Source organism: Bradyrhizobium sp. SZCCHNR1098, from assembly GCF_032489375.1.
Taxonomy (GTDB): domain Bacteria; phylum Pseudomonadota; class Alphaproteobacteria; order Rhizobiales; family Xanthobacteraceae; genus Bradyrhizobium.
This window is the reverse complement of record NZ_JAUEXY010000005.1, coordinates 410,502-424,183: the sequence shown is the minus strand read 5'-3', so window position 1 is coordinate 424,183 and position 13,682 is coordinate 410,502. Positions and strand designations below refer to the sequence as shown.

Annotated in this window: 12 protein-coding genes and 1 pseudogene; 7 read left to right on the top strand and 6 right to left on the bottom strand. The window is 63.7% G+C overall.

The features are described 5' to 3' along the window. The first annotated feature begins 144 nt into the window (after positions 1-144). Both QX135_RS14620 and QX135_RS14615 read left to right on the top strand, forming a co-directional pair. Positions 145-993, top strand: coding sequence for a hypothetical protein (locus tag QX135_RS14620; RefSeq protein WP_316181023.1), 849 nt, complete (start codon positions 145-147; stop codon positions 991-993). 55 nt (positions 994-1,048) lie between these two features. Further along, a complete protein-coding gene (locus QX135_RS14615; protein WP_316181025.1) occupies positions 1,049-1,603 on the top strand; it encodes a hypothetical protein in 555 nt (184 codons plus the stop codon). 19 nt (positions 1,604-1,622) lie between these two features. On the opposite strand, the pseudogene QX135_RS14610 reads toward QX135_RS14615, so the two are convergent. The 3 genes and pseudogenes from QX135_RS14610 to QX135_RS14600 all read right to left on the bottom strand — a co-directional run. Then, positions 1,623-2,098, bottom strand: a pseudogene (locus tag QX135_RS14610) (cytochrome P450); the annotation flags it as partial. 60 nt (positions 2,099-2,158) lie between these two features. Continuing rightward, a complete protein-coding gene (locus QX135_RS14605; RefSeq protein WP_316181027.1) occupies positions 2,159-2,368 on the bottom strand; it encodes a hypothetical protein in 210 nt (69 codons plus the stop codon). An 18-nt stretch (positions 2,369-2,386) separates the two neighbouring features. Then, on the bottom strand, positions 2,387-2,662 hold the full coding sequence (locus QX135_RS14600) for a hypothetical protein (protein ID WP_316181028.1): 276 nt from the start codon (positions 2,660-2,662) through the stop codon (positions 2,387-2,389). Positions 2,663-2,731: 69 nt separating this feature from the next. Here QX135_RS14600 and QX135_RS14595 point away from each other — a divergent pair, with 69 nt between their 5' ends. From QX135_RS14595 to QX135_RS14580, 4 genes are all read left to right on the top strand, one after another. Next, positions 2,732-3,067 (top strand): HPF/RaiA family ribosome-associated protein, encoded by a 336-nt coding sequence (locus QX135_RS14595; RefSeq protein WP_316181029.1) that lies wholly within the window; start codon positions 2,732-2,734, stop codon positions 3,065-3,067. A gap of 50 nt (positions 3,068-3,117) precedes the next feature. Then, on the top strand, positions 3,118-3,597 hold the full coding sequence (locus QX135_RS14590; RefSeq protein ID WP_316181031.1) for a cupin domain-containing protein: 480 nt from the start codon (positions 3,118-3,120) through the stop codon (positions 3,595-3,597). 305 nt (positions 3,598-3,902) lie between these two features. After that, positions 3,903-4,589 carry a Crp/Fnr family transcriptional regulator gene (locus QX135_RS14585; protein ID WP_315736294.1) on the top strand — a complete coding sequence of 229 codons (687 nt, stop codon included), beginning with the start codon at positions 3,903-3,905 and terminating at the stop codon, positions 4,587-4,589. A 164-nt stretch (positions 4,590-4,753) separates the two neighbouring features. After that, a complete protein-coding gene (locus tag QX135_RS14580) occupies positions 4,754-5,893 on the top strand; it encodes a sensor histidine kinase (protein WP_316181033.1) in 1,140 nt (379 codons plus the stop codon). An 82-nt stretch (positions 5,894-5,975) separates the two neighbouring features. Here QX135_RS14580 and QX135_RS14575 read toward each other — a convergent pair whose 3' ends face one another. The 3 genes from QX135_RS14575 to QX135_RS14565 form a co-directional block, all read right to left on the bottom strand. Continuing rightward, positions 5,976-7,160, bottom strand: coding sequence for a cytochrome P450 (locus QX135_RS14575; protein ID WP_316181034.1), 1,185 nt, complete (start codon positions 7,158-7,160; stop codon positions 5,976-5,978). A gap of 197 nt (positions 7,161-7,357) precedes the next feature. Next, complete coding sequence (locus tag QX135_RS14570) at positions 7,358-12,178, bottom strand: DUF3320 domain-containing protein (protein WP_316181036.1); 4,821 nt, start codon at positions 12,176-12,178, stop codon at positions 7,358-7,360. Positions 12,179-12,275: 97 nt separating this feature from the next. Continuing rightward, positions 12,276-12,920: a glutathione binding-like protein gene (locus tag QX135_RS14565; RefSeq protein ID WP_316181038.1), complete on the bottom strand. Its 645-nt coding sequence runs from the start codon at positions 12,918-12,920 to the stop codon at positions 12,276-12,278. A gap of 90 nt (positions 12,921-13,010) precedes the next feature. On the opposite strand from QX135_RS14565, the gene QX135_RS14560 reads away from it, so the two are divergent. Beyond that, the gene (locus QX135_RS14560) at positions 13,011-13,682 is read left to right on the top strand and encodes a TetR/AcrR family transcriptional regulator (RefSeq protein ID WP_316181039.1); all 672 of its coding nucleotides are present in this window, start codon (positions 13,011-13,013) and stop codon (positions 13,680-13,682) included.

The window sequence follows — 13,682 nt, the reverse complement described above, 5'->3', positions numbered from 1 at the left end:
CTTCCGTCTCTTCATCGCCCACCTCCGGCTTCATGAAACACCCAATCTCGGTGTCCATCAAACCGGCAGCAGCTCAGGGAGGCTACGCCAGTCGACGGTGGTAGCTCTCCATGGGCCGTTCTGCCTAAGGGCCGGTTTGCAAAGATGTCGGCATTACAAGGGCAGAGCGACTGGATAGCGGGGCGGAAGGGCGTGACGGCTGATCTTAATGGCGTCTATATGCTCCGAATTGTCGGAAAGAACGATGAAGCTGGTCTTGTACAAGTTGAGACACGGCCGGATGCCGGAAAGACGGACATTGGCCCTCGGCGAACATTTTGGATTGAGCCCGATTTGCTCTATCCCCTCCTGAAGGGCGCTTCCGATTTTTCGGCCTGTCACCTCCACGTGGAAGAACAGCTGTACATACTAGTGCCGAACCAAGGTATTGTTCGGTCCGAGTACGAGGCTGCCGAGGAGCGGCTGGCGACCCTTCCAAATACAGCGAGGTACTTCAAGCTCTTCAAGTCTTTGTTGGAAAAACGCTCAACCTACAAGTTGCGGCAAAAGAATGCGCCCTATTACTCAGTTTATAATTCGGGTGCCTACACGTTTGCGCCCTACAAAGTGGTTTGGGCCGAACAATCGAGTGTCTTTGAAGCAGCTGTCGTGACCAAGGCCCCTGTGCCGCTGGTAGGAAGTAGGCCCTTCGTTCCAGATCATAAGATCTTTTTCGCGGACTTCGCTAAAGCTGACGTCGCATACTTTGTTTGCGCAATCCTAAACTCATCCTTGGTTCGTGAGTATATTGAAAGCCACACAATCCAAATTCAGGTGAGTAATATATTCAAACACCTTAGTATCCCGAGGTTTGACGACTCAAAGGTCGCGCACAAGCGAATTTCGGAATTGTGCTGTGCAGCGCACAAGGCGTCGGAAGGTAAGCGTCCTCGTATCTTGCAAGCATTGGACAAAGCCACGGATCGGCTCCTATCGCGCGAACGAAATAGCTAGGACGGAGTGGTCGGGAGAACGGTGGTAATTCAAAGGCTACGGAGGGCTTGGGACCATGTGCATTTATCGCTTCGGTCTAGGTGCACTCTTTGTGGTTTGGTGCAGCGCGGGTCTCTCTCAAGAAGTTAAGGACATACAGAGCTTCTACCGGAGTCTTGAGCCTGAGATTCGCGCCGATTACCAAAAATTTTGGGATGGCGTAGCGCTCGAGGACAAACGGAAGATCGCGCGGGGGAAGGCGCCATCCTCAAGTAGTGAACGGGCGGAGGGCGAAAAAGGCATCAAAAGTGTACTATACAATGTAGCGGTAGCGAAAGCTATTTGCGTAGAGCGAGCGTTCAATCGCGCATCTGGCGTTGATCAGCGCATGCAGGTGATGAACAACTGCCTCAAGGAAAAAACGGATGTACTCCTCAAGTTCAGCAAGGCAAGCGAATATGCTCCTGTCGTTCCCCGCCTAAAGAGCGCGCAATGCGAGATGAGATCGCGTGATTATGACAGCGAACTCAGATTTCCACCTTTCGAGTTCTTACGCGGCCCGGATAATCACGAACCACATCTCTTTGACTACAAAGCTCTTTTAGAATGCCTACTTTCCGGCCGTGATTAGCTAGTTCCCTCGCCCCATCCTACTGCAGTCTCACCGGCAAATTGAGCGGCCCCCGGAAGCCGAAGCCGTGCCACCTCACACCCGCCGGCTCGGGCAGCGTCATGTTCGGAAACCGCTCGAACAGCATCGGCAGCAAAATCGCGCCGACGGTGCGGCGGGAGAGGTGGGCGCCGGCGCAGTGGTGGGGGCCGTTGCCGAAGGCCTGATGGGGGGTGGGGTCGCGCAGCGCGTTGGTGGTCTCGCCGTCGGTGAACAGCTCCTCGTCGCGGTTGGCGGAGGCCTGGATGGTCATCACGGTGTCGCCCTTCGGGATCAGGCAGCCGCGGATCTCAGTGTCCTCCATCACGAGGCGTGAGCTCGCCTGGATCGGCGCGACCCACCGCACGCCTTCCTCGAACGCGGAGCGCCACTTGTCCTGTTCGGACACGGCGGCAAGGGGTTGGTTAGCAGGCCGTAGAGGATCGTCAGCAGGGCGTCGCGCGGCTCGTTGATGCCGCGGCAACGGCCTCCGCACAGGAATGTGCGAGACGGGACGTTCGCGTTTCGAGACCTCCGCTACGGCGTCCAATTCGCCGGGCCCAGCAGGGTCGGAGGAATGAGTGCGCCGGTCATGGCGTGGATGAAGTGAAATCTCGTGCAGGCCGGGCAGGTCACGGTCTCGAAGGTCACGGTCTCGAACCGACAGTCGTCTTTCGGCTGGTGCAGGATGGCATCGACCTCGGACCCGGTCTGGGGGCAGCGAAATGTGATCGGACAATCCATCATCCCATCTCCGGTGCAGACTCAAAGTTGGGTCGCCGCAGGTTGCGCCTGATTCTCCGGGGTTGACTGAGCAATATTGATCAGCCGCTCGCGTTCGCCTCTGGCAGTCTGATCGCGGGAGACATTGGGAGACGCGCTTGAACAGCCGCTTCGCCCCGCCCGAAAGGCCCCGAGGCGGATCAGGCGGCGCTTCAGACCCGCTGTATCACGGGGCGTCCATTCGTGGCCGCCGACGGCGAACGGCGCGTCATGGCGTCGCGTGCCGTGCGGCGACGTCGAAGCCTGGATGACGATCATGCCCGGGAGCCGATCATGATCGCGAATTCCATCTTGCGACGTTTGGCGCTTCACCTGATGGAGACACGGATGTTGATCGATGTCAGGGCCGACGGAAACGTCGAGGGCGGCGAGCAGTTGTCGCAGGACGTGAAGGCGTCGCTTCATGCGGTGCTCCATCGCTATGAGGATCAGGTCAGGCGGATCGACGTGCAGCTCAGCGACGCGGTGAGCCACAAGCCGAGTCACGACGACAAGAGCTGCAAGATCGAGGTGCACCGTGACGGCGGCGAGCCGATCGTCGCGGCGCATCAGGACAGCTTCATGGAGCAGGCCGTGCGTGGCGCGGTCCACAAGCTGAAGCGCGCGCTCGACCACGCCCTCGGCAAGGAGGCGGTGTCCGATCGGCTTCGGGATCATCGCTAGACGCGTGGCGGGACGGTTTGCCGGCAATGCCGCCGGTTGGGAGATCCGTGATGGATGTGCTTGCTGATGAGATCACCGACATCGGGCCGCAGCCGCAGGCGTTCGACATCGAGCGGGCGACCCGGGACAATGCCAATTATCGGTCGGTCGCCTGGAGCGGGCGCTATCTGCAGGTGACGCTGATGTCGATTCCGGTCGGCGGCGACATCGGCCTGGAGGCGCATCCGGAAACCGATCAGTTCCTGCGGCTCGATGCCGGCCGCGGCCAGGTGCAGATGGGGCCCGCGAAGGACAGGCTGACATTCGACCAGACGGTGTCGAACGGCTGGTGCGTGCTCGTTCCGGCCGGGACCTGGCACAACATCACCAACATCGGCCCGACGCCGATGCAGGTCCATGCGATCTATGCGCCGGCCCATCACGCGCCCGGCAAGGTGCAGGCGACGGCAGCCGCGGCCGCAGCCGATCGTGACGACGCGCCCGCGGCCTGGTCCGTGCAACCCAAACAGGTGGTCGATCACCACGGATGAACGACCGCGAGGATGCGATGAGGCCTCATTCGCTCGGCCGGCTCGCGCTGAGGAGATGGTCGAACGCGCGGGGTCTGGTGCACGTCGGTCTCTCGTTCGAGGCGGCTCCGCCGTGAGCATCCTCCATCATGTGAGTGGCGACATCGCATGGAAGGTCTCGCATCGATTGCAGAATGGCGCTCGTGGCGCCCCGGCCTCGCCGAGAGCTCAATCGGAGGGTGATAAGCAGATTGATCTAGCGCAAAGCGGGAGGCGGTTTCCACCGTAAAGGTTAGGCATGTCCATCAACATGTCCATCGAGCGGGATGGGGGCTGTGCCGAGTTCGAACCTCGCCAGATTTGATCCGAAGGCCTTTCTCGACAAGGTTTGCCCGGGCCAGAAGGTCCTGAAGGTTCCCAAGGGGGGAAGCGTGTTCGCCCAGGGCGATCCGGCCGACGTCCTGTTCTTTCTCCAACAGGGAAAGATCAAGCTGACCGTCGTCAACGACGTCGGCAAGGAAGCGGTCATCGGCATCGTCGATGCCGGGCAGTTTCTTGGCGAAGGCTGTCTGACGCGGCAGGCGGTGCATACCGGCTCGGCATTCGCCCTGCAGGATTGCGTGGTCACCGCCATCGCCAAGAAGACGATGATCGCAGCGCTTCGCCTCTACCCTGAGCTTGCGGAGATGTTCATCGCGTTTCTGCTGGCGCGGATCGACCGGTTCGAAGCGGACCTGATCGACCAGCTCTTCCATAGCAGCGAAAAGCGGCTGGCGCGGCTGCTTCTGACGATGGCCAATTACGGCCGTGACGAAACGCCGCTGCCGGTCATTCCAAGAATCAGCCAGGAAACGCTGGCCGAGATGATCGGCACGACGCGGTCGCGCGTCAGTCATTTCATGAACAAGTTCAGAAGGGCGGGCCTGATCGAATATGATGGCGAGATCGTCGTCTATCCGGCGCTGCTGCAAGCCGTCCTGAACGACAACCTGCAGGCGGAGCAGCAGAACTAGCTGCGGGTGTGCAGCGCGCGGGTGGTCTGTCTTGCACAGACGGCTCCGTCCGCATCGCTAGCTGCCCTAACTCGCCGCCGGGCTCGGCGTTTCGTTTCGCCGCTTGAAGGCGGGACGCGCGAAGCGTTCGTGACGGGTGAAGTGTTGCGTAGGGAGGGGACCACATGTTCAAGCAGCAGTTTTCCGACGCGTCTGACGCGTGCGCACTTGCCGAAGCCATTGTGGACACGGTCCGGGAGCCGCTGCTCGTCCTCGACCACGATCTCCGCGTGATTGCTGCCAGCCGTTCGTTCTATCTCACCTTCTCCGCGGCGCCCGAGGATGTGCTGGGACAACTATTCTATGAGCTGGATGACGGCGCCTGGAATATTCCGGCGCTGAAGTCGTGGCTGGGCCTGATCTTCTCCAACACCGGCGCGCTGCATGATTTCGAGGTGGAGCACGTTTTTCCCGCCGTCGGACCCCGGGCGATGCGGCTGAACGCCCGGCAGGTGTCCTACACGGTCGGGTCCCATACGACCATCCTGCTCGGCCTCGAGGACGTCACCAGCGAGCGCGCGATGGCGCGCCGGAACGAGGAACTGCTGCGTCAGAAGGACATGCTGCTCGAGGAGTTTCAGCACCGCGTCGGCAACAGCTTGGCGATCATCGCCAGCATCATCTCGTTGAAGGCACGCTCCGTCGGCTCCGAGGAGGCGCGACGCCACCTGGACGACGCCCGCGACCGGGTCATCTCGTTCGCGAACATCCAGCAGAGTCTCCACACCTCCGCGCGCAGCGGCGTGATCGCGCTCGGACCGCATTTCGCGAGGCTCTGCCAGGCGATCTCGCAATCGATGATCGCCGACCAGCAGCGGACCAGGATCGAAACCCGCGGCGACGGCCAGGCGACGACGAGCGAAGCTGAAAGTCTCGGGCTGATCGTCACCGAGCTCGTCATCAACTCCCTCAAGCATGCCTTTCCCGAGGACACCGCGAATGGGCTGATCACCGTGATCTACGAGTCCTCCGGAGCCGGCTGGACCCTGTCCGTCTCGGATAATGGAACGGGGAAATTGCAGGTGAACGGCCGGCCGAAGGGGGGCCTGGGCACCGGCATCATCATGGCCCTGGCGAAGCAGCTCGGTGCCGAGGTCACGACCGTGGCCGGCCGGCCCGGCACGACCGTCTCGGTGCGTCACGCCGCCGTGGCGACATGCGACGACTTGACCGGAGCAAGCGTGCCGTCCGCTCCCGCGATCCGATCCAGGGCCGAATCCAGGGCAGGATCCGCGGCCGGATCGCGGACCGTCAGCCGATCGTGACGTCGTCGCCGATCAGTCCAGCATCGCCCGAACTCGTCTCCTCGCTCGACGCCGCTCCATCCGCAGGCCCCGCGGGCCGGTCCTACTGCAGCCGAACCGGCAGATTGAGCGGGCCGCGGAAGCCGAAACCGTGCCAGCGCACGCTCGCGGGATCGGGCAGCGTCATGTCGGGGAAGCGCTCGAACAGCATCGGCAGCAGGATGGCGCCGACGGTGCGCCGCGAGAGGTGCGCGCCGGCGCAATGATGCGGGCCGTTGCCGAAGGCCTGGTGGGGATTAGGGTCGCGCAGCGCGTTGTAGGTTTCGCCATCGTCGAACAGGTCCTCGTCGCGGTTTGCGGAGGCCTGGATCGTCATCACGGTGTCGCCCTTCGGGATCAGGCAGCCGCGAATCTCGGTGTCTTCCATCACGAGACGCGAGCTCGCCTGGATCGGCGCCACCCAGCGCACGCCTTCCTCGAACGCGGAGCGCCATTTGTCCTGAGCGCGGACGGCGGCGAGCTGCTCCGGATTGGTCAGCAGGCCGTAGAGGATCGTCAGCAGCGCGTCGCGCGGCTCGTTGATGCCGCCGCCGATCGCGATCTTGATGTTGGCGATGATCTGGCTCTCGGGAATCGGGTTCTTCGCGTTGACCATGAAGGAGAGCGCGGAGGAATCCGGCTCGGCGCGCACGCGCTCCATGTTGGCGCGGATGCAGCGGTCCATCTCCGCGTTGGCGATATCAGACGCGTCGAACGGCCCCGGCGTCCAGCCGAAATTGCCGGCGCCGTCGATCAGGGCCTGCGACCAGCGCTGCATGTCGGCATCGCCGGCGTCGGGAATGCCCATCACTTCAGCGAGAATGCGCGCGGCCAAGGGGCCGGCGAGGGCGGGGAAGAGATCGACGACCTCGCCGCGCGGCAGCCGGTCGAGATAATCAGCGGCGAATTTGGTGTAGAGCGGCTCCCAGACGGCTTCGATCGTCTTCGGCATCAAGGCGGGCATCATCGCCATGCGCTCGGCCCGGTGCTCGTCGTGATCCTTGCGCATCAAGGTATGCGCGAGGAAGGCGCGCTTCATCGGCGTGTTCGGATCGTCGGACGAGAACAGCGCCGCATTGTCCTTCACATATTTGGTGTCAGCCGCTTTGGTGAGGAACGTGCGGCCCACGGATTTGACCCGCAACACGGGGGCTTCGCGTCTCAGCCGCTGGTAGATCGGATAGGGATCGCGCGTCAGCTCCGCGATCGTGATGGTCTCGTCCAGGGGAGCCAAGCTCGCGGTCGGCATGGGGCGCTCCTATTGGATGCGGGCCAGCGCGTGTCTCGCCTCAAGGATAGTGGCAGGGACGGACCCGTGCAATCCTGGTCCGATGCCTTGGCAGGGACGAGCGTCTGTTCTGAACGAGCTCTGACCTCGCCAGTCGCCTATTTCGGCGGCTGGCAAGCGGCGTTCGGGCTGTGAGTTCCTAGCACCAATTCAGCCGGTCAGTCCTGCGCAGCCGGCGAGACCTCCTGCGGCTTGATCAGGAGCTCTCCCTCGCGGCGCAGGTTTCCTGCGGCGAGAAGATCCTTGAGGCTGCCCTGCAACGCCTCGCGCAACTGGGCGCTGGTCGAACCGAAGCCGAACAGCCGGGCGACCGCCTGGATCAACTGGTCTTCCTCGGCGCCGTAGTTTTGCTCCACGACCTGCACGATGGCCGCCTTGATCTCCTCCGGCGGCAGCATCTCGGGCTTGCGCAAAGACTGCGATTGCACGTCCTCGCGGCTTCGAACGACGACCGCCTGGCCCGGCACGGCGTAGAACGGGCCTCCAGCGATCTGTCCCTTCGCGACTACCGATCTCAGCGCCGTTCGCACGGCATCGCGGATGCGATTGCCGGCGCGGGCAAGGCCCCAGGCCGATCTGATCCGGACGATGATTTCCGATTCATGCACCGGCCCCTCGATGGCGACGATCTCGACGACGTGCCGCGTCATGTCGGCGAGCGGCGTCTCGTGCGGCTCAATCTCCCGACGGACGCGCAGCTTCGCCTCTTCATAGGGGGCCACCGTTGGCGCCTGTGCGAGGATCTCCAGAGGGCGCTGCTCGGTCTGCTCCGGCGCCGGCACATCGGGGTTTGCCGGAGGCTCGGGTTCAGCTCGAGCAGTCCCTTGGTCGATGTCCCGCCAATGCGCCTTCGCAGCGTCGATCGCGCGGAGGACCTTCTCGGTTTCCTCCTTGGGTCGGAGAAACCAGTCCGTCGACCAGATGCGATGCAGCACCCAGCCATGCGCTTCCAGCACGTTCTGTCGCAGGCGGTCGCGGTCCCGCGCCGAACGAGACGCATGGTATTGGGCGCCGTCGCATTCGATCCCCAGCAGGAAGCGGCCGGGCTTGTCGGGGTCGACGATAGCGAGATCGACGAAGAATCCGGCGGTGCCGATCTGGGTCTTCACGTCGTGACCAAGCGCCCGGAGCCTGGCGGCGACCTGCTCCTCGAACACCGAGTCGGGATCGCGCCCGGTCTCCTGCGCGATGCCGAGCTGCCCCGTCTGCGCGAAGGTCAGGAACGTCTTCAGCGCCGCGATGCCGCGGCCCTTGGCGCGCGACAGGTCGATGTCGTCGCCGGTGATCGAGGAGAAGACCTCGCAACGGAGCTTGGCGCGCGAGATCAGCACGTTCAGCCGGCGCTCGCCTCCGTCGGAGTTGAGGGGACCGAAGCTCATCGAGACGAAGCCTTCCTTCGTTCTCCCATAGCCTATGGAGATGAAGATGACGTCGCGTTCGTCGCCCTGGATGTTCTCGAGGTTCTTCACGAAGAACGGCTCGCTGGCACCGCGGACGAAGAACGTCTCCGTTTCCGGGGTCTCTTTACGCAAGATTTCGAGCTGATCCTGAATCGCCTGGCGCTGCGCCACCGAGAAGGTCGCGACGCCAAGGCTTCGGTCCGGCGTCTCGCGCGCATGGCGCATGACGGCCTCGGCGACGAGCCGCGCTTCCCTGGGGTTGGTCCGGCTGCTTCCACGTTCGTAGTGTGCATCGGGGTTGTAGTTGAACTTCAACCCCATTCCCGCGACGGCGTCGTACGGGCTCGGCACGATGAACAGCCGGTTGTCGTAGAACTGCTTGTTGGACACGGCGATCAGCGACTGATGCTTGCTGCGATAGTGCCAGTTCAGCATCCGATGCGAGAGGCCCTTGGCAAGGCAGAGGTCGAGAATGCTTTCCGCATCCTTGACCTGGAATGTCGGCTGATCCTCGTCGTCGTTGTCCTCGTCATCATTGCCTGTCAGCTTCGCGAAGAAGCGTGTCGGCGGCAGTTGCCGCTCGTCGCCGACGACCACCATCTGCCGGCAGCGCGCGACGGCGCCGAGCGCATCGACCGGCTCGATCTGCGAGGCCTCGTCGACGACCAGCAGATCAAAGGCGATCGCGCCGGGCTTCAGGAACTGCGCCACCGACAGCGGACTCATCAGGAAGATCGGCTTGATCTGCTGGACGACCGGGCCGGCGCGCTCCAGGAGTTGACGGATCGGCAGATGGTTGCGCTTCTTGGCAAGCTCGCCGTTCAGCACGCCGAGCGGCCCGATGCCGCCGGCGTTGCGCGGCAGCGCCGCGGCATGCTCGTGGGCGATCTGATCGCGGGCCAGTTGCATCCGCGCGACGTCGAGCTTGCGGAAGCCGTCGACCAGCCGATCGTGCGATTCGCCGTCGAAACGTTTCAGTTCAGGATGGTCAGCGAAGATCACGCTGCGCATGGCATCGTAATAGGATCGGTCGAAAGCGGCTTCGAGCGCTTCGCCCGGCAAGGAGCCGTCGAGCGTGCGATCGACCAGCGCGGCGAGACCTTGCGCGCGCGCAAGGCGGACCCGGCCCATGAACGCGATCCAGCGGGTGAGGCGCTCGGTCGCGTTCTGCCACTCCGACAAAGTCTGCGACAGCTCGTCCAGCCGGATCTGGTCGCCGGCGTCGAGTGGGATGCGGGCGGGCTCCAACTGGAGAGAGTCGATCAGCCTGCGGAGGCCGGACATCAGACTTGCGAGGCTGTGGTTGAGCTGTTCGATCGATCGCCGATCATCGGCCGACAGCGTCAGCTGCGTCAGCCGCTGGCGCGTTTCATCGCTTGCAAACGGTTTGGGGAATGCAGTCCACCAGGTCGCCAATTTGGAAAGCGCATCCCAATCCGACCGTTCCTTCTGCCACGCGGTCCCGAAGGCGGTGCTGCCGGCGGCTTCGACCTCCTCGAAGGACCGGCGAGCGGCTTGCGCCGCTATGAGGCCGTCGATCAGCAGAAGCCGCTGCTCGAGCGTTTTCGGCATCGGCACCTTCAGGTACGAGGCCAGCAGCGCCACCTGTTGGCGATAACGCGGGCTGAGCAGGCGCAGCCAGGAGTGGCCCTTCTCGGCGATGACCTTGCGGCAATTGGCGATCGGTGCATCCCAGGCGGCCTCGACGAAGGCGCTCTCGAAGGCCGTCCTCAATTTCGCGTAGCGCAGTCCCTTGTCGACGATGTCCGTGATGAGTCCGGCCTGGCTCCAGACGGCCTCGCGGAAGGCAGTCCGATCGCACTCCGGCATCGCGGCCGCGGCCTCCGCAAAGGCGAGTATCCCCGCGGCATCGGCCAAGGTGGTCGGCGGCGGGAGATCGAGCAGCGTGCCGAGGCGGGCGGCGCCTGAGGATGCGTTGCTGACAACGTCCGAAATGTCGCCCAGCGATCTCCGTAGCTCGGTCATTTCGGCTGGATCGAGCGCGTCGCGGCCGACGCCGCGCCAGGGATGCAGGTGCGGCGCGCCGTCGGCTGCAATTCGTTCGGCGAGCTCGGCGATCAGCTCACGCCGCCGCTCCAGATCCAGGGGAGACCAGGAGGGCGCGCCCTGCAACGGGTAGGGCGGCTGCGCGGAGATGTCCCCGCAGCGCACGAGGTGACCGAGCAACCTGAATGGCGTCAGCTCGCTCGGCTGGTGCGGCTGGTGCATCATGTCCGCATGCCGGTTGAGGCCGTCACGGCTGTCGCTCAGGCGCTGCACCAGGGTGGCTTCGCCGCGCGGGACCGGGACCTCAGCCGATTTGCAGCGTTTCAGCTCTTCGAGCAGAACGCGCTTGTTGGCCTTGTTGGAGTGCAGCTCCAGCGCGAGCGCGCCGAGACCGACATGCTTCAGCCGCCGGTGCACGACCTCGAGCGCCGCCATCTTCTCGGCCACGAACAGCACCGTTTTTCCCTCGGCGGCCGCTGACGCGATGATGTTGGTGATGGTCTGCGATTTGCCGGTCCCAGGCGGTCCCTTGACGACGAGGTCGCGTCCACGGACCACTTCCTCGATCACCACGGCCTGCGATGAATCGGCATCGACGACATGGTTCATCGCCACCGGCTGGATGACGGAATCGATCTTGCCGTCGTCGGCCACGATCGGCTCCGCGCCCTCGAAGCCGTCCTGAAGCAGCGCTGAGATCAGGGGATGACGATCAAGGCTGCCATCTGCGGGCCAGTTGTCAGGGTCCAGATCGCGATACATCAGGAACTTGGAGAACGAGAAGAAGCCGAGGACGATCGCGTCCGCCCTGACCTCCCACCTCTGCTTGTTGGCGACCGTCTCCGCGACGCCGGCGAGATAGGTCGCGATGTCGACGTCGTCCTCGTCGCCAAAATCCTCGATCTTGAGTCCGAACTCGGCGTCGAGCTTGGCCTGGAGCGAGAGGTTCGGCGACGGCGGCTCAGCGCGCGAGACCAGGTGAAACCGATCAGCGGCGCTGCTGCGTTCGAGGCGAACGGGCAGCAGGACGAGCGGCGCGAAGCGCTCGACGTCGGATTTGTCGTCCTCGAACCATTTCAGCAGCCCGAAGGCGAGATAAAGGATATTGACGCCCTGTTCTTCCTCGAGCGTTCGTGCGTCGTACCAGATATCCAGCAGGCGCTTCTGCAGCGCCTCCGATGACAGCCGGGTCTTGAGCCGGGTGTCCGGCTGCCGCGTCTGCGACTCCGAATCATCACCTCCCTGGTCCCCCTTGGTGGTCGGCGTGTCGGATCGCGGCGCCGGCTCGCTCAAGGGCAGGGTGCCGTCCGTCTCCGCAGACTCAGCCTTCGTCGGAAGGAACGTGAAGCGCTTGCCTTCGCCGAGAAGCTCGAAGAGCGCAGCAGAGCGCGCGCCGACGATGTCGATGGTGCGGATGGTCTTGGTCTTGAGCGGGATGTGCACGAGCCGGTTGCGCGTGCCCAGATCGAGCAGCGCGCGCCGGTCCGCCAGCAATCGGTCTCTTACGGATGTGGTTGCCACGTGCAATCCTCCTGCGATTCGAGGATTGCAACCCGAAGTCATCTCGGTCAAGCGTTCGGCACGATGGAGATCGTGCTCATTGAGCCATGCTTAATCTCCTCGGAGAATTTCATCTCCCCATGAGAAGGAGATGAAACTCGTACGCGGCCTACGCCGCCGCCTTATGCCGCGCCAGTTCCGCCTTGTAGAGCTCGAACTCCTCGGCGATGGCACGGGCGATCGACGGCCGCGCGCGGAGGCGCTCGTAGTACGCCTTCACGGCCGGCCATTTCGCGAGCTGGACCGGCGGCGTTGCCATGGTCCAATTGATCACGGTGACGAGATACGCGTCGGCGACCGTGAAATGATCGAGCAGATAGTCGCGATCCCGCAGGTGGTTCTCGAGATGATCGAGCCGCGACAGGTTCTTCTTCAGGACATGGGCCTTCATCTCCTCGGGCGCGGTCTTGTCGAGGATCGGGATGAACAGTCCCTTGTGTAGCTCGGTGCCGATGAAGCAGAGCCATTGATGCAGCCGGCTGCGGTCCATGCCGGGGCCGGTGCCGAGCTTCGCCTCGGGGAAGCGATCGGCGACATATTGCAGGATCGCGGCATTCTCGGTCAGCAGGTCGCCGTCATCGGTGCGGAGCGTCGGGACGAGCCCGAGCGGATTGACGGCGCGGAAATCGGAGCCGTCGTTGAGGACGATCTTCGTCTTCGGATCGACCTCGAGATAATTCGCCGCAGCGCCAGCTTCATACAGCGCGATGCGGGTGGCGAGCGAGCAGGCGAGCGGCGAGAAATACAGGTCCATGGACGTCTCCCTCGGGCTCCGGACCGGAGCGTTGATTGATTTTTATACTGTCTCGCATAATATAAGGCCGGTCAAGGAATTTGTTGCGAAATGGTACAAAAAAAGAAAGGGCCGCCGCAGGGCGACCTTCCCCAGAAAATGGCTGCCGCCCCGGTCGAGCCGAAGCGGCGCGGGAGGCCGCGGGCGTATGAGCCGGATGTCGCGCTCGGCAAGGCGCTCGACCTGTTCCGGTCGACCGGATTCGCCGCGACCTCGCTCGACGATCTCAGCGCCGCCACCGGCATGAACCGGCCGAGCCTCTATGGCGCGTTCGGCGACAAGCGCGAGCTCTACATCAAGAGCTATCAGCGCTACCGCGACAACGCCCGCGCCGTGATGGGCGAGATCTTCCGTCACGACTGGCCGGTGCGCGAGCAGCTGCAGAAGATCTTCGCCGCCGCACTCGACATCTATCTCTCGGGCGGGGAGGGGCCGCGCGGCTGCTTCACGGTGATGACGGCGGGCTCGGAAGCGGTCGCCGATCCCGACATCCGCGCCATGGTGCAGAACGCCCTGACCGAGCTCGACATGGCGTTTGCGCGCTGCTTCCGCCGCGCCAAGGAGAAGGGCGAGCTGCCTGCGGACGCCGACCCCGCCGTGCTGGCGCGGCTGGCGTCGGCGACGATCCACTCGATCGCGGTCCGCGCTCGCGCGCGGGCGCCGCGTCAGGAGCTGGAGGCGATCGTCGCCGGCGCAATCGATGTGATGGTCGGCAAAGGATAG

Bases quoted from the DNA above. Each gene is read 5' to 3' on its own strand.
- QX135_RS14620 (WP_316181023.1), top strand. From the start codon at position 145: ATGTCGGCATTACAAGGGCAGAGCGACTGGATAGCGGGGCGGAAGGGC.
- QX135_RS14615 (WP_316181025.1), top strand. From the start codon at position 1,049: ATGTGCATTTATCGCTTCGGTCTAGGTGCACTCTTTGTGGTTTGGTGC.
- QX135_RS14605 (WP_316181027.1), bottom strand. From the start codon at position 2,368: ATGATGGATTGTCCGATCACATTTCGCTGCCCCCAGACCGGGTCCGAG.
- QX135_RS14600 (WP_316181028.1), bottom strand. From the start codon at position 2,662: ATGATCGTCATCCAGGCTTCGACGTCGCCGCACGGCACGCGACGCCAT.
- QX135_RS14595 (WP_316181029.1), top strand. From the start codon at position 2,732: ATGTTGATCGATGTCAGGGCCGACGGAAACGTCGAGGGCGGCGAGCAG.
- QX135_RS14590 (WP_316181031.1), top strand. From the start codon at position 3,118: ATGGATGTGCTTGCTGATGAGATCACCGACATCGGGCCGCAGCCGCAG.
- QX135_RS14585 (WP_315736294.1), top strand. From the start codon at position 3,903: ATGGGGGCTGTGCCGAGTTCGAACCTCGCCAGATTTGATCCGAAGGCC.
- QX135_RS14580 (WP_316181033.1), top strand. From the start codon at position 4,754: ATGTTCAAGCAGCAGTTTTCCGACGCGTCTGACGCGTGCGCACTTGCC.
- QX135_RS14575 (WP_316181034.1), bottom strand. From the start codon at position 7,160: ATGCCGACCGCGAGCTTGGCTCCCCTGGACGAGACCATCACGATCGCG.
- QX135_RS14565 (WP_316181038.1), bottom strand. From the start codon at position 12,920: ATGGACCTGTATTTCTCGCCGCTCGCCTGCTCGCTCGCCACCCGCATC.
- QX135_RS14560 (WP_316181039.1), top strand. From the start codon at position 13,011: ATGGTACAAAAAAAGAAAGGGCCGCCGCAGGGCGACCTTCCCCAGAAA.